At 61.9% G+C, this 19247-nt stretch carries 22 protein-coding genes; 11 read left to right on the forward strand and 11 right to left on the reverse strand.

Going from position 1 to position 19247, the window contains the following annotated elements; all coding sequences use genetic code 11:
• Positions 1–186 precede the first annotated feature (186 nt).
• The 4 genes from AB5Y81_RS10375 to mepA are packed head-to-tail and all read right to left on the reverse strand — an operon-like array spanning position 187 to position 2968.
• Positions 187–804: a TPM domain-containing protein gene (locus AB5Y81_RS10375; RefSeq protein WP_054545085.1), complete on the reverse strand. Its 618-nt coding sequence runs from the start codon at positions 802–804 to the stop codon at positions 187–189.
• Between the two features lie 20 nt (positions 805–824).
• On the reverse strand, positions 825–1559 hold the full coding sequence (locus AB5Y81_RS10380) for a YgcG family protein (protein WP_017781668.1): 735 nt from the start codon (positions 1557–1559) through the stop codon (positions 825–827).
• Positions 1556–2161, reverse strand: a complete 606-nt coding sequence (locus AB5Y81_RS10385) for a LemA family protein (protein ID WP_017784544.1) — start codon at positions 2159–2161, stop codon at positions 1556–1558. Before AB5Y81_RS10385 ends, AB5Y81_RS10380 begins: the two co-directional genes overlap by 4 nt.
• Positions 2162–2203: 42 nt before the next feature.
• Entirely contained in the window at positions 2204–2968 is a 765-nt protein-coding gene (gene mepA, locus AB5Y81_RS10390; protein WP_010634266.1) for a penicillin-insensitive murein endopeptidase, read from the reverse strand.
• A gap of 165 nt (positions 2969–3133) precedes the next feature.
• On the opposite strand from mepA, the gene AB5Y81_RS10395 reads away from it, so the two are divergent.
• Complete coding sequence (locus AB5Y81_RS10395; RefSeq protein WP_017787266.1) at positions 3134–3676, forward strand: hypothetical protein; 543 nt, start codon at positions 3134–3136, stop codon at positions 3674–3676.
• A gap of 219 nt (positions 3677–3895) precedes the next feature.
• Positions 3896–4174, forward strand: coding sequence for an RNA-binding protein (locus AB5Y81_RS10400; protein WP_026141388.1), 279 nt, complete (start codon positions 3896–3898; stop codon positions 4172–4174).
• Positions 4175–4245: 71 nt separating this feature from the next.
• Here the strand turns inward: AB5Y81_RS10400 and AB5Y81_RS10405 are convergent, their stop codons facing one another.
• Positions 4246–5145, reverse strand: a complete 900-nt coding sequence (locus tag AB5Y81_RS10405) for an aldo/keto reductase family oxidoreductase (protein WP_005299866.1) — start codon at positions 5143–5145, stop codon at positions 4246–4248.
• A 116-nt stretch (positions 5146–5261) separates the two neighbouring features.
• On the opposite strand from AB5Y81_RS10405, the gene AB5Y81_RS10410 reads away from it, so the two are divergent.
• From AB5Y81_RS10410 to ltaE, 3 genes are all read left to right on the forward strand, one after another.
• Entirely contained in the window at positions 5262–5669 is a 408-nt protein-coding gene (locus tag AB5Y81_RS10410; protein ID WP_279484484.1) for a helix-turn-helix transcriptional regulator, read from the forward strand.
• 80 nt (positions 5670–5749) lie between these two features.
• On the forward strand, positions 5750–6451 hold the full coding sequence (locus AB5Y81_RS10415) for a short-chain dehydrogenase (protein ID WP_139724647.1): 702 nt from the start codon (positions 5750–5752) through the stop codon (positions 6449–6451).
• 90 nt (positions 6452–6541) lie between these two features.
• Complete coding sequence (gene ltaE / locus AB5Y81_RS10420) at positions 6542–7561, forward strand: low-specificity L-threonine aldolase (protein WP_279484483.1); 1020 nt, start codon at positions 6542–6544, stop codon at positions 7559–7561.
• Positions 7562–7621: 60 nt separating this feature from the next.
• Here ltaE and AB5Y81_RS10425 read toward each other — a convergent pair whose 3' ends face one another.
• The 4 genes from AB5Y81_RS10425 to AB5Y81_RS10440 form a co-directional block, all read right to left on the reverse strand.
• Positions 7622–8053, reverse strand: a complete 432-nt coding sequence (locus AB5Y81_RS10425; RefSeq protein WP_010634261.1) for a PAS domain-containing protein — start codon at positions 8051–8053, stop codon at positions 7622–7624.
• Positions 8054–8061: 8 nt separating this feature from the next.
• The gene (locus tag AB5Y81_RS10430; protein ID WP_279484482.1) at positions 8062–9096 is read right to left on the reverse strand and encodes a response regulator; all 1035 of its coding nucleotides are present in this window, start codon (positions 9094–9096) and stop codon (positions 8062–8064) included.
• A gap of 54 nt (positions 9097–9150) precedes the next feature.
• The gene (locus AB5Y81_RS10435) at positions 9151–10089 is read right to left on the reverse strand and encodes a LysR family transcriptional regulator (RefSeq protein WP_005299884.1); all 939 of its coding nucleotides are present in this window, start codon (positions 10087–10089) and stop codon (positions 9151–9153) included.
• Positions 10090–10162: 73 nt separating this feature from the next.
• The gene (locus AB5Y81_RS10440; RefSeq protein WP_005299887.1) at positions 10163–10864 is read right to left on the reverse strand and encodes a DUF2982 domain-containing protein; all 702 of its coding nucleotides are present in this window, start codon (positions 10862–10864) and stop codon (positions 10163–10165) included.
• 165 nt (positions 10865–11029) lie between these two features.
• Between AB5Y81_RS10440 and AB5Y81_RS10445 the strand changes: the two genes are divergently transcribed.
• The 4 genes from AB5Y81_RS10445 to AB5Y81_RS10460 all read left to right on the forward strand — a co-directional run bounded on the left by AB5Y81_RS10445 (position 11030) and on the right by AB5Y81_RS10460 (position 15282).
• Entirely contained in the window at positions 11030–12967 is a 1938-nt protein-coding gene (locus AB5Y81_RS10445; protein ID WP_010634259.1) for a bifunctional diguanylate cyclase/phosphodiesterase, read from the forward strand.
• 89 nt (positions 12968–13056) lie between these two features.
• Positions 13057–13782, forward strand: coding sequence for an oxygen-insensitive NADPH nitroreductase (gene nfsA / locus AB5Y81_RS10450; protein ID WP_279484480.1), 726 nt, complete (start codon positions 13057–13059; stop codon positions 13780–13782).
• A gap of 187 nt (positions 13783–13969) precedes the next feature.
• The gene (locus AB5Y81_RS10455; protein WP_005299895.1) at positions 13970–14734 is read left to right on the forward strand and encodes a hypothetical protein; all 765 of its coding nucleotides are present in this window, start codon (positions 13970–13972) and stop codon (positions 14732–14734) included.
• A complete protein-coding gene (locus AB5Y81_RS10460) occupies positions 14728–15282 on the forward strand; it encodes a VOC family protein (protein WP_279484479.1) in 555 nt (184 codons plus the stop codon). The genes AB5Y81_RS10455 and AB5Y81_RS10460 overlap by 7 nt, the downstream gene beginning before the upstream one ends.
• Before the next feature lie 46 nt (positions 15283–15328).
• Here the strand turns inward: AB5Y81_RS10460 and AB5Y81_RS10465 are convergent, their stop codons facing one another.
• Positions 15329–16537: an MFS transporter gene (locus AB5Y81_RS10465; RefSeq protein ID WP_279484478.1), complete on the reverse strand. Its 1209-nt coding sequence runs from the start codon at positions 16535–16537 to the stop codon at positions 15329–15331.
• Between the two features lie 93 nt (positions 16538–16630).
• Between AB5Y81_RS10465 and AB5Y81_RS10470 the strand changes: the two genes are divergently transcribed.
• Positions 16631–17506: a LysR family transcriptional regulator gene (locus AB5Y81_RS10470; RefSeq protein WP_010634255.1), complete on the forward strand. Its 876-nt coding sequence runs from the start codon at positions 16631–16633 to the stop codon at positions 17504–17506.
• 73 nt (positions 17507–17579) lie between these two features.
• The gene (cysB, locus tag AB5Y81_RS10475; protein ID WP_010634254.1) at positions 17580–18554 is read left to right on the forward strand and encodes an HTH-type transcriptional regulator CysB; all 975 of its coding nucleotides are present in this window, start codon (positions 17580–17582) and stop codon (positions 18552–18554) included.
• A 78-nt stretch (positions 18555–18632) separates the two neighbouring features.
• Here the strand turns inward: cysB and ribA are convergent, their stop codons facing one another.
• Complete coding sequence (gene ribA, locus AB5Y81_RS10480) at positions 18633–19226, reverse strand: GTP cyclohydrolase II (protein WP_010634253.1); 594 nt, start codon at positions 19224–19226, stop codon at positions 18633–18635.
• Between the last annotated feature and the right edge of the window lie 21 nt (positions 19227–19247).

Here is a 19247-nt window from a genome sequence, read left to right on the forward strand (position 1 = left end):
CACCTCACCAAATTTTGGTCTGTTGTTTAACGTGCTCAGCCAGCACCTCGTTCGTTGCGCCGTTGCGCTGGAACGGGGCGTAATTTAGGGGAAAGGGCTGCCGGGGTCAACCACTTTTCCCCTTATTTTTCATAATCTTTATCGAATGCCTATCCCTTGAACAGAATGCCGGTTTTTTAATCCTGTTCAGGGCTTGTCGAGGATGATCAGACTGTCCGGCAGCTCGTTCTGGTCCCGGGTAGCGGGGAAGGCGTCGGTCAGAATGGCGCTGGTCCGCTCGATGCACTCGAGGAAACCCTGTTCCACCTCCTTGTTGCGCACCCGGCGGGTGAAGTCATCGATGATCTCCTGCCACTGACCGTTGTCGATGTGCTGGGCGATGCCGTCATCCACCAGGATCTCCACGTAGTGCTCGGCCACCGAGACGAAGATCAGCACCCCGAGCCGATCCCGGGTGCGGTGCAGCCCTTGCTCGACAAACTGCAGGCGTGCCATCAGGGCGGCCCTGTGCTGGCGCACCTGTTTCGGGATCAGGTACATCTTGATGGGGGTCCAGTGGAACAGGATGCTCAACACCAGCCAGACCGACCACTGCACCAGCAGGATCTCGTACCAGCCGAGCCAGAAGCCGAGCTCGAACACCAGCAGCGGTGTCAGCATGGCCAGCAGGGCCGCCCACAGGGTGGGGATGTAGCGATAGCCGTCGCTGGCGGGGGCCAGCACGGTCACCAGCTCGGCATCGGTTGCCTGCTCCGCCTGTTTGACCCTGGCCTGCAACGTGTGAAAGAACTGTTTCGAAATCATGTGTCGTCTCTTAATCCCTGTTACCAACCACCGGAAGCGCCGCCGCCACCAAAACTGCCGCCTCCTCCGCTGAAACCACCGCCACCACCAAAGCCGCCGCCGGAGCGACCGGCACCGAAGCCACCGGCGAGGTAAGCGGCGCGGCGCCGGCCACCTCGACCACCACCGCCGCCACCGCCACGCAGGTTGTGCAGCACGATCATCACAATCACCATCAGGATGAACAACCAGGGGCCGCCCAGCTTGTCCTTGCTGGCGTTGTCTACCGGTTTGTACTCGCCCGCCAGCGCCTGCATGATCGCCTGGCTGCCGGCCACCACCCCGGCCACCATGTCGCCGCGTTTGAACGCGGGCAGGATCCGGGTCTGGATGATGTTGGCGGCGATGGCGTCGGGCAGGGCCCCTTCCAGTCCGTAGCCCACTTCGATACGCACCTTGCGCTCATCCTGGGCGATCAAGAGCAGTACGCCGTTGTCCTTGCCTTTCTGGCCGATCCCCCAGTGCCGGCCGAGCTGATAGCCGTACTCTTCGATGGTGTCACCCGCCAGCGTGTCAATGGAGACCACCACCAGCTGGATACCGCTGCGCTTCTCGAATGCCGCCAGCTGCTGGGTGAGCTGGTGGGCCTGCTTGCGGGACATCAGGTTGGCCTCGTCCACCACCCGCCCGCTCAGGGCGGGGAAGGTGGGGGCGGCGGACACCACCGCCGTCCACAACAGCAGGCAGGGCAGCAGGGCACGGATCACGAGGTTCATTGGAAGCTGACCTTGGGCGCCTCATCGGCACCGGGTTTGGCGCTGAACGTGGGTTTGGCCTCCAGATCCGAGTAGAGCAGCTTGGACCAGATGACGCCCGGGAAGGTGCGGATCTCGGTATTGAACTGGCGCACTGCCTCTATGTAGTCGCGCCGCGCCACCGAGATGCGGTTCTCGGTGCCTTCCAGCTGGGCCTGCAGGGTGAGGAACTGCTGATCAGCCTTGAGCTCGGGATAGCGCTCGACCACCACCATCAAGCGGGAGAGGGCGCCGGAGAGCTGGTTCTGGGCCGCTTCAAACTCCTTGAGCTGGGCAGGATCGCTCACCTGCAGGCTGCCGACCCGGGCTCTGGCATCGGTCACCGCCTTGAGGGTCTCCTGCTCGTGGCTGGCGTAGCCCTTGACGGTGGCCACCAGATTGGGGACCAGATCGGCACGGCGCTGATACTGGTTCTCGACCTGGCCCCAGCTCGCCTTGACCTGCTCATCCAGGGTGGGAATGTTGTTCATGCCGCAACCGGTCAGGCCCAGCAGCAGCGTCAGGGTCAACAGGGCGCGGGTTGCCCGTTGCCAGAGTGAAGTGCCCATCTTGTTGTTCTCCATTGATATTTTTTACAGATAACGGCTCACCATAGCAGCTTGTGGTCAACCGCCACAACGGGCGGGCAGCCTGGGTTTGTGATAAGCCATCGAAACCTTGGGCAACTGCGGCTTGTCCTTGAGCCAGGAGGCCAGCTCGGCGCCGCAGCCGTTGCCGGGCGGGATCGGGGCCTGGGGCTGGCAATCCGGGCTGTCGGCCGGGCAGCGCAGGCGCACATGAAAGTGGCTGAAGTGGCCGACCCAGGGACGCAGCTTGCCGACCCAGGGCTCATCGGCCGCCCGTTTGCATACCTCGGCCTTGAGCACAGGGTTGATGAAGATGCGGGCCACCTCGGGCTTGCTGGCCGCCAGGCGCAGCAGATTGAGCTGCTGAGGGCCGAAGCGTCCGGGCAGCACCCGGTAGCTGGGTTCGTCGATCAGCGCCCACTCCTTGGGGGCATCCTGCTCCCAGCGGGAGATGGGCTGGTTGGCCATGCGAAACCAGATGTCGGCATCGAGGCCGGTCTGATGGCTGCGATGGCCGGAGGTGAACGGGCCGCCGCGGGCCATGGCGAGATCGGCGATGTAGAGATCCGGCATGCCGGCCATGCGGGTCTGGTTGGCCAGGGTGGTGAGGTAGGCGATGAGCTCGGGGTGGCCGTAGTAGCGCAGTCGTTTGGTGCGGATCACCTGATAGCCGGGGCCGCTCAGCGGCAGCGCCACCCCGTTCTTGAGGCAGCCGGCGGCGTAGCCGCCAATGGCCTCGGCCTGGCGGGGGTGAGGTTCGGCAAGAAAGGCACTGGCCATGAAGAGCAGGGTGGTGGCAAGCATGAGACTCCCGACAAGCGTGCAAATGGACTCAGATGGAGGGAATCATATCAAGAGTGCGGCGAAGCCGTCATCCAGCTGGCGGCACGGGTTGCATCCTGCGGGGCGGCTCGCGCACAATGCGCGACAAAAATGGCGCGTCCAGCGTCTATGAATAAGGAGAGATGAATGAAGGTCAGTGAGCTGGTGAACAAAACGGGGCTGGTCTGGCTGATGCCCCCCGCCCGCCGTTTCTATCCGGTGATGGCGGTTTTGCTGCTGGCGAGCCTGCTCACCGTGCTGGCCGCCATCGCTTTGGGTTACCCACAGATGGGGCTGCTGCCCTGGGTCGGGCTGGTGTTCGGCGGTATCGTGCTGCTGATGATGGTGCTGCCTCGCAGCTGGCAGCGCTGGCGGCTGGCGGAGCTGGCCTGGGACGAGACCCATCTCTATCTGCTCAATGGCAGCAACGATCAGGCGCTGGCGCTGCCCAGGGCGGCATTGGTCGGGGTCGAGCGGGATCGCAAGGTGGGCCACGATGGTCAGTGGCTGGCCTTCAGCCTGGATCTGGCGCTCGATGAAGAACAGCTGGCCGCCGCCACCGCGCTGATGGGGCTCGGCCGTGAGGGAACCCACGCCGTGGCACCCGGTATCTATCGTTTCGGCTTTAAGCGGGCCTGGCATGGCCGGCGTACGCTGCAGGGGCTGCTGGATGCCCTGCTCCCCATATGAGCTGACTATTTTCTCGACAATCTTTGCCAAAGCTCAGATACTGCCAGTGACTCGAATTGATCTTGTCCGCTCTGTTCGCCCAACAGATCAATGAGTTGAGTAAACGGAGCGGGGAAGTGCCCGGACACGACGTCCCGGCAGGTCCGGCATGGGGGGTGTGCCCTTACCTTTGTGTTGGTGATTGGATAGAGAAGGCACCTTGAATCGAGAGTGGATGGCATGAAGATTTACGTAGGTAATCTGTCGTACCGGATGACGGCCGACGAACTGAAAAGCGTGTTCAGCCAATTTGGGCAGGTAGACAAGGTCGATATCATCATCGATCGCGATACCGGTCAGTCCAAGGGGTTTGGCTTCATTGAAATGCCTGTCAATGGCGAGGCCGAAAAAGCCATCGCCGGTTTGCATGGCACCGAGATTGGTGGCCGTACGATTACTGTCAACCAGGCCAAACCGAAGACAGATGCACCACGTGGTCGCCCCCAGCGTCATCGCTGAGCTGCCTCGATAACGCAAAACGGCATGGGTTTCCCCCATGCCGTTTTTGTTTCTGGCGTTTGCCGGATAAATCAGGGCACGTCGTAGCCGAGCGCCGCCTTGCGGATGCGGAACCACTGCTGACGGCTGAGGACGATGGACTGGGAGGCCACGGCGGCGGCGATCCGCTCCCGCTTGCCGGAGCCTATCAGCGGCAGTGGCTGGCTTGGCAGCATCATGACCCAGGCATAGACCACCTGCTCGATCTGCTCTGCGCCCACCTCATGGCGGATCTGCTCGAGCTCGGCGCGCAGCGGGGCATATTCGGGGGCCTGGAACAGGCGTCCCCCCCCGAGGCAGGACCAGGCCATCGGCTTGATGCGCAGCTGCTGGCACTGATCCAGGGTGCCGTCCAGGGTGGTGCTCTGATTGAGCGGCGAGATCTCCAGCTGGTTGGTCACCAGCGGGAAGGGCAGGCGTGACTGCAGCAGCTCGAACTGGCGGGCTGTGAAGTTGGAGACGCCGGCATGCTTGATCTTGCCCGCCTGCTTGAGGGTGATGAAGGCATCGGCCACCTCGTCGGCATCCATCAGGGGATCCGGGCGGTGGATCAGCAGCAGATCCAGGTGATCGGTGCCGAGCTTTTGCAGGGAGGCCTCGGCGCTGGCGATGATGTGCGCCTTGCCGGTGTTGTAGTGATTCAGCGCGTGCTCCGGCTTGGCGGTGAGGGCGATGCCGCACTTGCTGACGATCTCCATCCGGTTGCGCAGGGAGGGGTCAAGGCGCAGCGCCTCGCCGAAGGCCTGCTCGCACTGGTAGCCGCCATAGATGTCTGCGTGATCGATGGTGGTGACCCCCAGATCCAGGTGGTACTTCATCAGATCCAGCAGGGCGCTCGGGGAGAGCTGCCACTCCATCAGGCGCCAGTAGCCCATGATGAGACGGGAGAAGGTCGGGCCCTCGGGGTGGAGGGGGAGGCGAGATACGGACATGGAGGCTCCTTGGCTCATAAGGGTAAAAAGATGCTGCCCGCATCTTGGTCTCTTCTGGTGGGCAAGGCAATAATGCGGCTTTTGTTAATTCGAACTTTGGTTCTGAGGGAGAGGAAATGGACGGTTTTGCCGAACGCTTGCAGAGCTTGATAGGAACGGGCAGCGTCAGCGCCTTTGCCCGCAAGGTGGGGTTGAGCGAGGCTCTGATCCGCAAATATCTGAAGGGTGCTGAACCCGGGCTTGGCAAGGCGAACCAGATTGCCATGGCCGCCAACTGCTCGCTGGAGTGGCTCGCCACCGGCTGTGGCTACCTCTATCGGCAGGCTGAGGTAGTGGATCGGGAAGCCCTGGAGGCGGCCGGCAGCCTGTTACAGGAGCAGAAGCCCGGATTGTCGCTGCCGGAAGCAGACGCGCAGGTGATCCTGCTCGCCTATTACCAGTTCTTGCGCAGCCACAAGCAGTCTGACGGGTTTCTCGATCTGGCGCGGGCCCGCGAATTTGGCAGGCACCTGCATGAGGCATAAGCCCGGATGGGGATGGCCCGGCTACGGCCGGGGATTATTCTGATACCCTCTAAACAGATGAGGGCAGCGGGGAGAGGGCGATGGGCTATCTGATCTTGGGCAGCGGCGGCTTGGGCACGGCACTGGCACATGAGCTGTCCGCTCGCGGCGAGGAGCTGGTGCTGGCTGGCCGGCAACTGCCAAAAGGGGTGGATCCCGCCTGTTATTTCCCGCTGCAGGAGGTGGACGCCCTCTCCTTCGATGCCCTGTTCACCCTCTATGACACGGCGGCGTTGCCGAGCGTGGTGATCAACACCATAGGTCTGCTGCACGACATCAACTTCATGCCGGAGCGGCGGGTGGAGGAGGTCAACCCCAGGTGGCTGTGCGACAGCCTGCTGGCCAATGCCTGGCCGCACCTGGCTCTGGCCGCCTGCCTGAGCCGGCGCATGACGCCGGACACCCGGCTCTGGCTCTGCACCCTCTCCGATCTGGCCGGCAGCCTCGGCGCCAACGAGACGGGCAGCCGTTACAGCTACCGGATGAGCAAGGCGGCGCTCAACATGGGGGCGAAAACGCTGGCCCACGAGTGGCGCGAACGCTTTCCCGCCGCCGGAGTGATCACCGTCCATCCCGGGCTGATGGATACCCCCATGAATCAACCCTTCCTGCATGAGCTGGCAACCGAGACCCTGCAGGATCCGGCGCTTGTGGCGCCGCGTCTGCTTGATCTTCTCAACCAGTTGTCGCCGGCCCAGTCCGGCAGCTTCCTCGACCTGCAGGGCCAGCCGCTGCCCTGGTAAGCCGTCACCGGCTTCACATTCCGGAAACGGTCCGCTTGCCAAGCCAGCCATGGCTGGCTAACGTCATGCTCCAGCTTCAGGAGGGATGTCATGCGCTATATCGATTTACGAAGTGATACGGTCACCCAGCCCACGGATGCCATGCGCCAGAGCATGCTGCATGCCGAGGTGGGGGATGATGTATACGGGGAAGATCCCGGCGTCAATGCACTGGAGGCCCGCGGGGCCGAGCTGCTGGGCAAGGAGGCCGCGCTGTTTGTCCCCTCCGGCACCATGTCCAACCTGCTGGCGGTGATGAGCCACTGTCAGCGCGGGGAGGGGGCCATCGTGGGCCAAGGGGCCCACATCTATCGTTATGAAGCCCAGGGGAGCGCCGTGCTGGGCTCGGTCGCACTGCAGGCGGTGCCCATGCAGGCTGACGGTTCGCTGGCGGTGGCCGATGTGGCCGCGGCCATCGCCCCTGACGATGCCCATTTTGTGCAGACCCGGCTGGTCTGCCTCGAAAACACCCACAATGGCAAGGTGCTGCCGCTTCACTACCTGCAGGCGATGCGCGAGTTCGTCGACGAACGCGGGCTGCAGCTGCATCTGGACGGGGCGCGCCTGTTCAACGCCGCCGTGGCGAGCGGTCACGGGGTACACGAACTGGCTGCTTCCTTTGACAGCATCTCCATCTGCCTCTCCAAGGGGCTGGGGGCGCCGGTGGGATCGCTGCTGGTGGGCTCTCGCGCCTTCATCGCTCGCGCCAGACGGCTGCGCAAGATGCTGGGGGGCGGCATGCGTCAGGCGGGGATCCTGGCCCAGGCCGGTCTGTTTGCCCTCGAGCAGCACGTCGCCCGCCTGGCGGACGATCACCGCCGGGCCAGACGTCTGGCCGAAGGGTTGGCCGCCTTGCCCGGTATCACCCTGGATCTGGCCCAGGTGCAGACCAACATGGTCTTCCTGCAGCTGGCAAAAGAGCAGAGCGGCCCCCTGCTTGCCTTCATGAAGGAGCGGGGGATCCTCTTCTCCGGTTACGGCGAGATGCGGCTGGTGACCCATCTGCAGATCACCGATGACGACATCGACGAGGTGATCGACGCCTTCACCGAGTACCTCGGGGCCCGCTGAGCGCCTCACCACAAAACAGGGCGCCAAGGCGCCCTGTTTTCATTGTGCTGCAAAGTGTCTTCATGCCTGGCGCTGGCCGCGCATCAGCATGGCTTCGTCGGTGGCGTCGTAGATCATCACGGCGATGTGGGTCACCTGACCGCCAAAATCGGCCAGCGGCACCAGGGTCAGGTTCTGGAACATGTGGGGTGCTGAGCCCGTGATGGGGCGGTAGTTGGAGAAGCGCAGCAGGTAGGGTTTCTGTTCCCAGGTGCTGAAGGCGCGGTTGTTGAGCTTGAACACCATGTTGGCCTTGCGCTCGAACCAGGCGCGATCCACGTCGGGGAAGAGGTCGAACAGCACGCCATCGCGCACCTCGCCGGCCAGCCGGCCGCTGTGGCTCTCCATGAAGCCGTTCCACACCTGCACCCTGTACTCCTTGTCGAGCACGACCAGCCCCACGTCCAGGTTCTGGACTATGTTCATCAGCCAATGAAATTCACGGATTTCCATGGTCACTCCTAGAGCATGTGCATGATTTTGTTGTTCATGGTGGCGATGGAATCTTCGGTAAACAGCAGCAGCAGATCGCACTGCACCGCGTAATCCTGGACCCGGTAGTTGATCTCGATGGCCAGCGTGCGGCGCCAGCGACTCTTGTTGGTGTTGATGAGCTCGTTGATGGGTCTGTGCTGGCCGAGCACCACGGGATGACCCTGACTGAAGGGGGTATCGAGCTGGCTGGCGTAGCCGCGCAGGAAAGCGCCGATCAGCACGTTGGCGGTGTCCATCAAGAGCTCCAGCTCGGCGTTGCGATCGAGCGTGCCCTGATGGTTCATCAGCCGGGCCAGATCCTTGAAGCTGGAGTCGTGAAACAGGATCAGCGCCTCGCCGGCGATGCCGGCGCCGATGAAGCCCTGGCAGACGGCGGAGAGGGTATCCGAGTCGGCGGCGGCCGAGAGGGCCATGTGCAGCTCGGACACCTCCAGCACGTTGACGTTGGGGATGGGCAGCACCACGAAGGCGTTGAGCAGGCGGGCCAGCAGGTCGGCGGCCTGACCCATGGAGACGTTGGCGAGCTCCTGATAGGCATCGCGCACTTCGGGGCTGATCTTTATGCCGGTATCTATGCTGCCGGCATCGACCATCGCCTGAGCTGCGGGGCTGGCGGCTTCCGGTATGGCGCTGCCCTTGGCCTGCCACAGATCATGCTGCTTCAACAGGGCGCTGAGGGTCTCCGGGGCGGCCGGTTTCTTGATGAAGTCGAGCGCCCCCAGTCCCATCACCCGCTGATAGGCTTCCGGCTGGATGTCGCCGGAGACCACGATCACCTTGTTGCGCAGCCCTTCGCGCTTGAGGGTCTCCAGTACGCCGTAGCCGTCCATCTCCGGCATGGTCAGATCCAGAAAGATCAGATCCCCATGCCCCATCAGGACCTGCTCTATCCCTTCCAGCCCGTTGGCGGCGTAGTGGAGCGTCACGTCCCAGTCTGCGGGGAGGGCGCGGGCCAGCTGTTTACGGGCGAATCCTGAGTCATCACATATCAATACATTCATAGTGTTAGGCCGGCCTGGTCAACGAGGATTGCTATAAGTGTGGCCCGCCAACGGTCAGATGCAATGAGACAGGCTGGTCGCCGGTGAAAATTGGTTGTCCCACTGCAGGCTCCGGTAGCGCGCTGAGTATTTTTCAACAAAATCAGCGAACATCTTAACACGCAACGGGGCAAACTGAGGTTGGCAACGCAACATGTAGAAGGGGCGGTTGCCAGTTTTCCAGTCGGGCAGCACCGCGACCAGCTGCTCATCCTGCAGGAAGGGGTGCACGTAGTGGAGCGGGGCGTTGACGATCCCCAGGTGCCGTCTGGCCGCGCGAACGGCGGCCTGGGTCTGGTTGACGGTGAGCCTGGCGGCCCGCTTGATCTGCACCGTTTGCTCCTCCCGGTCGGTCAGTTGCCAGTGCTGATGGGGCCAGCAGTAGATGAGCGCATGCTCCTCCAGCTGGCCCGGATGGGAGGGGGTGCCCATCTTCTCCAGATAGAGGGGGGAGGCAAACAGGCCGTATTCGATGTGACCTAGGCAGAGCGCATTGGGCAGGGACTGGGGGAGCTCACCGTTGAAAAACACCAGATCCCGGTCGTTGTCGAACAGGTGTTGATGATCGTTGGTCTGGGTGATGTCGAACTGCACCTCGGGGTAGCGCAGGCCAAAGTCCGCCAGCATGTCGACCAGGATGGTGTTGGAGAGGGCGATGGGGGCCGCCAGGCGGATTACGCCGTTGAGGTCGGCCTCTTTGCCCTGGATCTCGCCAGTGGCCTGCTCGATTTCACCGAGCGGGGTGCACAGGCGCTCGTAGTAGCGCAGTCCTTCATCGGTCAGGCGGAGTTTGCGGGTGGATCTGTGTAGCAAGGAGCAGCCGAGCTGCTCTTCCAGCTGAGAAATACGTCGACTGATGGTGCCGGTGGGCATGCCCAGTGCGGCGGCCGCGTGGGAGAAGCCTCCCTCTTGTACCACCTTGACGAACAGATAGAACTCTTCGATGTACTTCATAAGCGGTGTTCTGGGTGTAACAAGGCAGTGACCTTAAGAAGTGCGGCCAGCCTTGGCAAGCTCAATTCGGCGTTTAATTGATCTGGATTAGATTCGACTCCCGCTGGTACTGGTGCAAAAGTCGGACAAATTCGGCCGGATCCCGGTCCAGGCTGTTGTCCGGCACCAGCAGATCGTAGCCGAGCAGATCACGCAGCCGGGTCATGCGGTTGGCCAGCATGGCGATCACCCCCTCATAACGTTGACCGGAGGGGGAGCGAAAGTGACTCTCTTCCAGCAAGCCTTCCCCCTGAAAAGGGTCGCCGCAGCCCCCGCCGATGCATTCGGGTTGCTCACTGCGCAGTGCCTGCAACAGGACGCCACGCTGCTCGGTCAGCAGGCGCACTGCCAATCTGGGTGTGATCAATGTCAAAAAATCGTCGTAATCTTTGATCTTCAAACCTATGTAGGGCAGGGGGACCAGATCCCAGCCCAGATGAATGCGTGGCTGGTCGATTCGCTGAATATTTCTCCATTTCAGGATCCAACCGCCGTATTTGTGGTGATATTGCAGACAATCGTGACAGAGCGACAGGCTGAAATGGGGCTCGACCAGCTTCAATGAGCCGATAAAGATCATCATCAGACCCGCCAACAGGCCGGAGACCGGGGGGATTAGTGGTTGTTCACCGAGTAAAAAAAGTATAAAAATCATAGCAATGCTTACTATGATGCCCAACAATACCAACGTGAGTCCGTTTTTCCTGACCATGGGTTTCACATGTAGCGTTTTCATATGAAGTCAGCCCCTTGCGCATGCTTGTTTCCATTATGGGCTGGATCCGATTTTGTACCAGCATCGGTTGCCCGGGAGGGCTCTCCGCCGCTGGGTTTCCCAGTGATCACATACCATGAATCACCATATTAGATGAATACGCTAGACGAACGGTTATTGAACGGGATGGATGTGTTGCATACCCCAATCTGGGTGTATGACATCCGGCATCACCATATCTATTGGGCCAATCGCGCCGCTTTGAATGTGTGGGAGGCCAGCTCGCTGGACGAACTGCAGTCGCGCGATTTCTCGGCCGACATGGCACAGGCCATCGATCTGCTGTTGCAGCGCTACCTCGGGGACTTTCAGCAGGGGCGCAGCTACAGCGAGTGGTGGACCCTCTCCCCAAAGGGGGTAAAGAAACAGGTTTATTTGCGCCTCTCCGGTATCCAGCTGGCGGGGCGGCTGATGATGATGACCGAGGCGGTCATCGATGCCGACACCCTCTATCAGGAGTCCTCCCTCGCCACCGGCGATACCCTGGCCTGCCTGTTTGACAACCTGGGCCGGCTCGAGAGCGGCAATCACCACTTCGAGATGTGCTTCGGCGATGAGGTACATCACCTCTCCCAGCTCTTCTCCGGCAATGACGACGCCTTCTATCAGAAGCTCTCCCGGCTCGATGAAGTGGTGGCAGAGGGGGAGTGCCGCACCCTCAAGGGGATGCGCTGGTTTCAGTACCAGTTTCGTCACATCCAGCAGGGGGCCCAGATCCTGCTCACCATGCGTGACATCACCGACCGCAAGCTGGAGGAGCTGGAACATCGCCACCTGGCCTGGCACGACTCGCTGACCGGGCTGCTCAATCGCTATGGCTTGATGAAATCGCTGGAAGCCTATTGCGGGCTGGGCGGGCGCTTCGCCCTGGTGTTCATGGACCTGGACAACTTCAAGCTGGTCAACGACAACTACGGCCACAAGGCCGGTGACCGGCTGCTGGAGCGGGTCGCCGGCCGGCTCAAGCAGATCTGTCCGCGCGATGTGGAGCTGGCCCGGCTCGGTGGCGACGAATTTACCGCGCTGGTGCCGCTCAGCCACTCCAGCGATCGGGCGCAGGAGGTGGCCGATCTCATGCTTTCCCAGATGACCAAGCCGTTGCAGTTGAGCGGGGTGCCCGAGGTGACCATAGGCGGCAGCATCGGCATCGCCATCTATCCGGATGATGCGGACGATGGCGACAACCTCATCACCCGCGCCGACATGGCCATGTATCAGGCCAAGCAGATGGGGCGGCTGCGCTGGCAGCGTTTCACCCCCAGCATGCAGCAGACCCTGCATCGCAAGCTGACCCTGAAGCAGTTTCTGGCCAAGGCCATCGGGCGGGGGGAGCTCAGCCTCTGCTACCAGCCCCAGGTGGATGTGGCAAAAGGCAGGTTGCTCGGGTACGAGGCGCTGCTGCGCTGGCACAATCCCGTATTGGGCCATGTCTCGCCGGTGGAATTCATCCCGCTGGCGGAAGAGATGGGGCTCATCCGCGAGATAGGTGGCTGGGTGTTGTCGACGGCACTGGCCCAGATGGCACACTGGCAGAAGGAGTGGCGGGTGAGCGTGCCGGTGTCGGTCAATCTATCCGGCTTTCAGCTCTCGTCCTCCCTGCCGGAGCTGGTGGCCCAGCAGCTCAAAGAGTTTGGCGTGGATGCCGGCCTGCTCACGCTGGAGCTGACCGAGACGGTATTGATGCTGGACATGAAGGGGTGCATCGAGATCCTCGATGGCCTGAGCGAGCAAGGGATCAAGATTGCCATCGACGATTTCGGCACCGGCTACTCGTCGCTGGCCTATCTCAACCGGCTGCCCATCGACACCATCAAGCTGGATCGCTCCTTCGTGGTGGGGCTCAACCTGCCGGTGATCCGGGCCACCGTCGCCATGGCCACCAGCCTGGGCCTTGGCATCATGGCCGAAGGGGTGGAGGACGAACACGAACTGGCCGCCCTGCGCACCCAGGGCTGCCACGTGTTTCAGGGGTTTTTGTTCAGCAAGCCAATGTCGGTGGCGCAGGTGGAAGAGAGCGGCTTCGTGGTCAGCTGCAAGGCGGGCAACTATCCGCTGGCCGGTTAGCCGGTGTGCGTGTTGTAATGCTGGTACGGGGGGCCTTGGGCCCCCCGTAGTTTTTGGGTAGAGTGTGGGCTTCTTCATATGGAGGCAACATGAACCCGACTCTCGACCTTATTCTTGCCCATCGCTCCATTCGTCAATTTACCGCCGAGCCCATCAGTGAAGCCCAGCTCGACCAGATCCTGAGTGCGGCCCAGGCCGCCTCCAGCTCCAGCTTTCTGCAGGCCAACAGCATCATCCGGGTGACCGACAAGGCCCTGCGCAGCCAGCTTGCCGAACTGGCGGGGCATCAGGCCTATGTGGCCCAGGCGGCCGAGTTCCTGCTCTTTTGCTCGGATTATCATCGCCACTGCGAGGTGGTTCCGGATGCCCAGACCGGCTTTGTCGAACAGCTGTTGATCGGCGCCATCGACGGCGCTCTGATGGCCCAGAATGCCCTGCTGGCAGCCCAATCCATGGGGCTTGGCGGAGTCTATATCGGCGGGATCCGCAACAACCCGGCTGCGGTGAGCGAGGCGGTGGGTCTGCCGCATCAGGTGATCCCGCTGTTCGGCCTCTGTCTCGGCCATCCGGCTCAGGCGCCTGAGCAAAAACCCCGCTTGCCCCGCGCTCTGGTGGTGCATGAAAATTGCTATCAGGCCGAACTGGATCGGGAGCTGCTTGCCAGCTATGACCGGCAGATCGAGGCGTATTACCAGTCCCGCAGCAGCAACAACAAGCAGCAGAGCTGGAGCGGCCAGATCCGGGGCATTCTTGGCAAGGAGGCGCGGCCCTTCATGCAGGATTTCCTGCGATCCCGGGGCTTCAGCCTCAAGTAATGAGCCCGATGGGCGATACTAAGGGGTAATGGCGGTGTCGCCAGCGCCGCGTGATCCCGGTTTTCCCCCGTTTTTACGGCTACCTTGCGGCATAAATCGGGGGCAAGCCTTGCGGTGCGGACTACCTTAACTAGGTAAGCTGTTGTAGGATCACGCAATTGAATTGGGACAGGAGTTTGGACTTCCTATGATTTTAACCTTGGTATTGCTGTCTATTGGCGCACTCCTGTTTCTGGTCATCGCCTATAACGTGATGCAGCAATATAAGCAGAAGGCTGAGGCCGACAAGCGTCACGCCATCGCCCGCTACAAGTCGGTGGTGGATGAAACCGAAGAGATGCTGCTCAACGTCAACCTGGTGCCCTTCTCCAAGAACATAGTGCTGCTGTTGCAGCACCGGATCCTCGATGCCTATCGTGCCATCGCCCTGGTGATGCCCAATGCCCAGATCAAGCAGCGCATTGTCGATGTGCAGACCCAGATCAAGAACGTGCAGGAGAATTACAGCAGCCAGGATGAGGGGCACTTCAAGACCCCCGAATCGGATCGTCAGGCCATCCAGATGTTGCAGCTGGTCAAGAAGATGCGGGCCGTGCTGCGGGTCGAACACAACAAGGGCAAGATAGATCCGCAGGGCTTTGCCCAGGAGGATCGCCGCCTCGAGCTGATGCAGCTCAAGGTCAACATCGCCAACCTGGTGAAGCGAGCCATGGATGCCCAGATCCAGGGGCAATACGGCACCTGTCGCCAGCTCTACACCAAGGGGCTCTCCGCTCTGGCCAGCGTCGCGGATAAAGATCCCTACCTGATGGCGCGGGAAGAGGACATGCGCCAGGGGCTGGCCGGACTCGACGCCCATCTCCAAGAGCACAGCGAAAAAGAGCTGCAAAACATCAAGGACAAAGAGGCGGACGAACTGGACGTCTTGTTCCAACCCAAGAAGAAATGGTGATCATGTCACATCCACTCGATACCACACTGGGGCCGATGGCCCCATTTGTTTGCCAGCTGTTGACCGAGCTGGACGCACTTGCCATTCATCCCGCCGCCATCGAGGTCGACCACCTCTGCTATCGGGCCGCCACCCTGGTGGAGTACCAGACCCTGAAGGGGCTGCTGGCAACCCATGGCGACCTGCTGGTGGAGGGGATGATCGGCGGACGGCCCATCGCCACCTACCGCCTGCATCAACCTGTGCCCCATGCCCACGGCAGCGTGCCCTGCATCGAGCTGGCGGCGCCCAAACCCGGTCGCAGCCATCAGGCCGGGCTGGAACATATCGAGCTGGTGGTGCCTTCGCTGGACGCCTTGCTGACGGCCCATCCCGAGGTGGCCTTCAAGACCGGCAACCTGAATGATGAACGCAATCCCGATGTGGCGGTGATGCTGGCCTCTGGGCAGATCAAATTCCATCTGCGCACCTTGGCCGAGGTGATCGAGGAAGAGCTGGCGAGCGGCGCCGTGGTGCCGGTGCCTGCCGGATACTACGACCAGGCTTGATGAGACGGAGCCGCTTGACTGGCCCCGTCTGATATCAGGAATGGCGTCAGGGATGACAGATGCGGGGGCGGGCGGGGCGTCCCTTCAAATGGCCGAGCCAGAGGCTCAATCCCGCCGTGATGACCAGTACCAGCTCGATGCCGAGCACCAATCCCCCGAGTCCTCCCTGCTCCCAGAAGGGGTGAAGATAAAGTCCCCCCAGACTGGCCCCCAGATAGTAACCCACCAGATAGAGCGATGAGGCGAGCGCCCGGTTGTGCTCCACGTGCTGGCCGACCCAGGCGCTGGCGCAGGCGTGGGCCAGAAAAAAGCCGAAACTCGAGATGAGCAGACCCGACAGGATGGCTCCGAGCGAGCCGCACAGCAGCAGGGCGCTGCCGAGCGCCATCAGGGCTATGCCGATCAGCAGCAGACGCTGTGCCCCCCAGCGATGGGCGCAGCGCCCGCTGAGGGAGGAGGCCACCGTCCCCGACAGATAGGTCAGAAACAGCATGCCGAGCCACTGGGTCGGCAAGGAGAAGGGGGGGCTGGCCAGCAGGAAGGTGAGGTAGCTGAATTGGTTCAGAAACACCATGAAGTTGAGGCCGCCGATGAGGTAGGCCCCCACCAGCAGCGGGTTGCCGAGGTGGCTGGTGATGGCCTGGCGAAACTGGCCCGGCTTGGCGATGATGGGCACGAAACGGGTCTGGGCCGGCAGCAACCAGATGACGAGGGGCAGCAGGGCCAGGCTGATGAGGCCGATGCCGAGAAAGGTGTGCTGCCAGTCGCCAAACCAGCCGGCCAGCAGGCCGCCGACCACCCGGCCGGCGATGCCCCCCAGCGAGTTGGCGGCGATGTAGACGCCGACGGCGGAGAGCAGGGCCCGCTTGCTGAACTCTTCCCCCATGTAGGCGATGGCGGTGGCGGGCAGCCCCGCCAGCAGCACACCCTGCAGGATCCGCAACAGCAACAGCTGTTCAAACTGGCTGACCAGGCTGATGAGCAGGGAGATCAGGATGGCGCCGGCCAGGCTCCACAACATGATCCGGCGCCGACCGAAGCGATCCGCCAGCCGGGCGCAGACGAGCAGCGAGGCGGCGAGCCCTGCGGTGCAGCCGGCCAGAGTCCAGCCGGCCGACAGCGAGCTGACGGAAAATACCTCGGCCAGCAGCGGCAGCAGGGGGTGGGTTTGATAGAGATTGAGAAACACCAGGAAGGAGCCCAGGCTGAGGGCCAGGGTGGCGCGGATCCATTCACGACTACCGACTTCGATCATATGCAATTGTCCTGACAGCTTTGTTGCAGGTTAGTGCGCGCCAGAACATAAATATAATATATTTAAGTTATCCATCTGATAAACCAAATTGATATGGACCTCAAACAGCTCACCTATCTGCTGGCGGTGCGGGATGCCGGCTCCTTTACCAAGGCGGCCAACGGGTTGCACGTGGCACAGCCCGCCATCAGCATGGCCATCGCCAAGCTGGAGCAGCAGCTCGAGCTGCGCCTGTTCGACCGTCAGGATCGCAACGTGCGGCTCACCCCGGAAGGGGAGGTGCTCTGCCGTCATGCCGAGCGCCTGCTGCGCCAGATGCACCAGGCCGAGGCCGAGATGGCCGAGCTCAAGGGGCTGGAGCGCGGAGAGGTGCGCATCGGCATCCCCTACATGATGGGCTCCTATTACTTCCCGCCGATCCTGATGGCCTTCAAGCACCGCTACCCCGGCCTCAAGATCCGGGTGGAGGAGGCGGGTACCCGCGAGCTGTTGAGCCGGATGGTGGACGGCTCGCTGGATCTCGCCATCCTCATCACCAGCGATCTGCCGCCGGCGCTGGAAGGGGCCCAGCTGCTGCGTGAAGAGATGTTGATGGTGGTGGGGGAGGAGCATCCGCTGCGTCAGGCCCGGAGTGTGTCGTTGAGCGAGTTCTTCAGCCAGGAGCTGGCGATGTTTCGCCGTGGCTTCTATCACCGCGAGCACATGGAAGCGCTGGCTCAGGGGCTGGGCTGCGAGCCCGACATCGCCTTTGAGAGCAACCTCATCCCGCTGCTCAAGGCGGTGGTGAAGCAGGGCTTTGCGGTGACCACCTTCTTGCGGATGGCGCTGGACGAAGAGCCGGCCCTGACCGGGATCCCGTTCGCGCCCCCGATCTTTCTCGATCTCTGTGTGGCGTGGCGGCGGGGGGATCCGCTCTCCATGGCCAACCGGGCCTTGCGGGATTTTCTGCTGGCGCAGGCACAGCCATAAATGGCCAAGAAGGAAAGGCTATCAGGCAAAAGTTTGTTAGTATTAGTTCAAGTCGCCTTTAGAGCCTAACATCATGAAACTCCAACAATTGCGTTATATCGTTGAGGTTGCCAACCACAGACTGAACGTGTCGGCAACGGCAGAGAGTCTCTACACCTCTCAGCCAGGGATCAGCAAGCAGGTGCGCATGCTGGAAGATGAGCTGGGGATCCAGATTTTCGAGCGCAGCGGCAAACACCTGACCCAGATCACCCCGGCTGGACGGGACGTGATCAAGATTGCCAACGAGATCCTAGGCAAGGTGGAGAGCATCAAGTCGGTGGCGAGTCAGCACACTCACCCCGAACAGGGCACGCTCCATATCGCGACGACCCACACCCAGGCCCGTTATGCACTGCCTGACGTGATAAAAGGCTTCATCAAGCGCTTTCCCAAGGTCTCCCTGCACATGCATCAGGGCACGCCGACCCAGATCAGCGAAGCCGTGGTCAAGGGACAGGCGGACTTTGCCATCGCCACCGAGGCGCTGCACCTGTACGAAGATCTCATCATGCTGCCCTGCTATCACTGGAACCGCAGCGTGATCGTGCCCAAGGGCCACCCGTTGACCCAGGTCGGCAAGCTCTCCATCGCCGACATCGCCCGCTTCCCGCTGGTGACCTATGTGTTCGGCTTTACCGGTCGCTCCGAGCTCGATACCGCCTTCAACCGGGCCGGTTTCGAGCCCAACATCGTCTTCACCGCCACCGACGCGGACGTGATCAAGACCTATGTCCGGCTGGGGGTAGGGATTGGCGTGATGGCGACCATGGCGCTGGATCCCCAGGTCGATACCGATCTGGTGGCCCTCGATGCAAGCCACCTGTTTGCCCACAGCACCACCAAGATCGGCTTTCGCAAGGGCTCCTTCCTGCGCACCTACATGTATGACTTCATGACCCGCTTTGCCCCCCATCTGACCCGGGATGTGGTGGAGCGGGCCATTGCGCTGCGCTCCAGCGACGACGTGGATGCCATGTTTGCCGATATCGAGCTGCCCATCCGCTAGCGCCGCGGCGATACGAGAGCAACAAAAAACGCCTCCCGATGGGAGGCGTTTTTCATGGCGACGAGCGGCGAGGCGGGATCACTTCTTGAACATGTGATCCAGCTTGTTGGCCTTGGTCGAGAGGTAGAACTCGTTGTGGGGATTGCGCCCTTCCTGCAGGGGCACCCGCTCAGCCACCGGAATACCGAAGGATTCCATCGCCTTCATCTTGCGCGGGTTGTTGGTCATCAGCTTGAGGGATTTCACCTCCAGCTGCTTGAGCATGTCAGCGCAGATGGTGTAGTCGCGCATGTCGGCGGCAAAGCCGAGCGCCACGTTGGCTTCAACGGTGTCGGCGCCCTGATCCTGTAGATGATAGGCCCGGATCTTGTTGAGCAGACCGATGCCGCGTCCTTCCTGACGCACGTACAACAAGACGCCACGGCCCGCCTTGGCGATGTTTTCCAGTGCGGCCTGCAGCTGGAAGCCGCAGTCGCAACGCAGACTGAACAGGGCATCGCCGGTCAGGCACTCGGAGTGAATTCGGCCCAGCACCGGCTCATCACCCGTGATATCGCCCATCACCAGCGCGGCGTGATCCTTGCCGGTGCCGGTTTCCTGAAAGCCGACCAGCGTGAAGGTGCCCCAGGGGGTTGGCAACTTGGATTTGGCCACGAGGGTAACGCTGCTCATAGGTTGCTCCTTACTACAGCT

The organism is Aeromonas sp. s2, assembly GCF_040907935.1.
Classification (GTDB): Bacteria; Pseudomonadota; Gammaproteobacteria; order Enterobacterales; family Aeromonadaceae; genus Aeromonas; species Aeromonas dhakensis.

Excerpts from the sequence above, each read along its gene's own strand:
- ribA (WP_010634253.1), bottom strand. The coding sequence starts at position 19,226 with ATGAGCAGCGTTACCCTCGTGGCCAAATCCAAGTTGCCAACCCCCTGG.
- AB5Y81_RS10445 (WP_010634259.1), top strand. The coding sequence starts at position 11,030 with ATGGATGTGTTGCATACCCCAATCTGGGTGTATGACATCCGGCATCAC.
- AB5Y81_RS10465 (WP_279484478.1), bottom strand. The coding sequence starts at position 16,537 with ATGATCGAAGTCGGTAGTCGTGAATGGATCCGCGCCACCCTGGCCCTC.
- AB5Y81_RS10440 (WP_005299887.1), bottom strand. The coding sequence starts at position 10,864 with ATGAAAACGCTACATGTGAAACCCATGGTCAGGAAAAACGGACTCACG.
- mepA (WP_010634266.1), bottom strand. The coding sequence starts at position 2,968 with ATGCTTGCCACCACCCTGCTCTTCATGGCCAGTGCCTTTCTTGCCGAA.
- cysB (WP_010634254.1), top strand. The coding sequence starts at position 17,580 with ATGAAACTCCAACAATTGCGTTATATCGTTGAGGTTGCCAACCACAGA.
- AB5Y81_RS10435 (WP_005299884.1), bottom strand. The coding sequence starts at position 10,089 with ATGAAGTACATCGAAGAGTTCTATCTGTTCGTCAAGGTGGTACAAGAG.
- AB5Y81_RS10405 (WP_005299866.1), bottom strand. The coding sequence starts at position 5,145 with ATGTCCGTATCTCGCCTCCCCCTCCACCCCGAGGGCCCGACCTTCTCC.
- AB5Y81_RS10470 (WP_010634255.1), top strand. The coding sequence starts at position 16,631 with ATGGACCTCAAACAGCTCACCTATCTGCTGGCGGTGCGGGATGCCGGC.
- AB5Y81_RS10430 (WP_279484482.1), bottom strand. The coding sequence starts at position 9,096 with ATGAATGTATTGATATGTGATGACTCAGGATTCGCCCGTAAACAGCTG.
- AB5Y81_RS10460 (WP_279484479.1), top strand. The coding sequence starts at position 14,728 with ATGGTGATCATGTCACATCCACTCGATACCACACTGGGGCCGATGGCC.
- nfsA (WP_279484480.1), top strand. The coding sequence starts at position 13,057 with ATGAACCCGACTCTCGACCTTATTCTTGCCCATCGCTCCATTCGTCAA.
- AB5Y81_RS10455 (WP_005299895.1), top strand. The coding sequence starts at position 13,970 with ATGATTTTAACCTTGGTATTGCTGTCTATTGGCGCACTCCTGTTTCTG.
- AB5Y81_RS10400 (WP_026141388.1), top strand. The coding sequence starts at position 3,896 with ATGAAGATTTACGTAGGTAATCTGTCGTACCGGATGACGGCCGACGAA.
- AB5Y81_RS10410 (WP_279484484.1), top strand. The coding sequence starts at position 5,262 with ATGGACGGTTTTGCCGAACGCTTGCAGAGCTTGATAGGAACGGGCAGC.
- AB5Y81_RS10425 (WP_010634261.1), bottom strand. The coding sequence starts at position 8,053 with ATGGAAATCCGTGAATTTCATTGGCTGATGAACATAGTCCAGAACCTG.
- AB5Y81_RS10415 (WP_139724647.1), top strand. The coding sequence starts at position 5,750 with ATGGGCTATCTGATCTTGGGCAGCGGCGGCTTGGGCACGGCACTGGCA.
- AB5Y81_RS10380 (WP_017781668.1), bottom strand. The coding sequence starts at position 1,559 with ATGAACCTCGTGATCCGTGCCCTGCTGCCCTGCCTGCTGTTGTGGACG.
- ltaE (WP_279484483.1), top strand. The coding sequence starts at position 6,542 with ATGCGCTATATCGATTTACGAAGTGATACGGTCACCCAGCCCACGGAT.
- AB5Y81_RS10375 (WP_054545085.1), bottom strand. The coding sequence starts at position 804 with ATGATTTCGAAACAGTTCTTTCACACGTTGCAGGCCAGGGTCAAACAG.
- AB5Y81_RS10385 (WP_017784544.1), bottom strand. The coding sequence starts at position 2,161 with ATGGAGAACAACAAGATGGGCACTTCACTCTGGCAACGGGCAACCCGC.
- AB5Y81_RS10395 (WP_017787266.1), top strand. The coding sequence starts at position 3,134 with ATGAAGGTCAGTGAGCTGGTGAACAAAACGGGGCTGGTCTGGCTGATG.